Genomic DNA, 439 nt, shown 5'->3' with positions numbered 1-439 from the left:
GGTTGATCTTGGGATCGGGCGCGCCCGGCACCTTGACGCCCGGAGCGACCGTGTAGCCGCGCGCGGCGGCGCGCATCCAGTCGTCCTGGTAGACGATGTCGGCCGACAGCCGCAGCCGGTCGCCGCGATAGTCCAGGCCCAGCGAGCCCGAACCGTTCTGCGTCGACTGGCCGTCGATGCGCGGCTGGCCGCCGCGGAACGCGCCATTCACGCGCAGGCCGTACTGGTTCTGGTCGCCGAAGCGGCGCCCCAGGTCCAGGTGGCCGCCCCAGCGCGAGTCGGACGCGTATTCCGTGGTGAAGCGCGTCAGCGGCGCGTCGTCGGCGCGCTTGGTCACGATGTTGACGCTGCCGCCCACGCTGCCCCACGGCAGCATGCCGTTGAGGAAGGCGCCGGCGCCGCGCAGCACTTCGATGCGCTCCACCGGGTCGGGATTGAT

The 439-nt window shown here is 72.0% G+C and carries 1 pseudogene; it reads right to left on the bottom strand.

The annotated features are described in order from the left end of the window. Positions 1–439 (bottom strand): annotated as a pseudogene (locus tag RISW2_RS25305) (TonB-dependent siderophore receptor); the annotation flags it as partial.

It is taken from the genome of Roseivivax isoporae LMG 25204 (assembly GCF_000521865.1).
GTDB lineage: Bacteria > Pseudomonadota > Alphaproteobacteria > Rhodobacterales > Rhodobacteraceae > Roseivivax > Roseivivax isoporae.
This window is presented reverse-complemented; position numbering and strand designations above follow the sequence as displayed.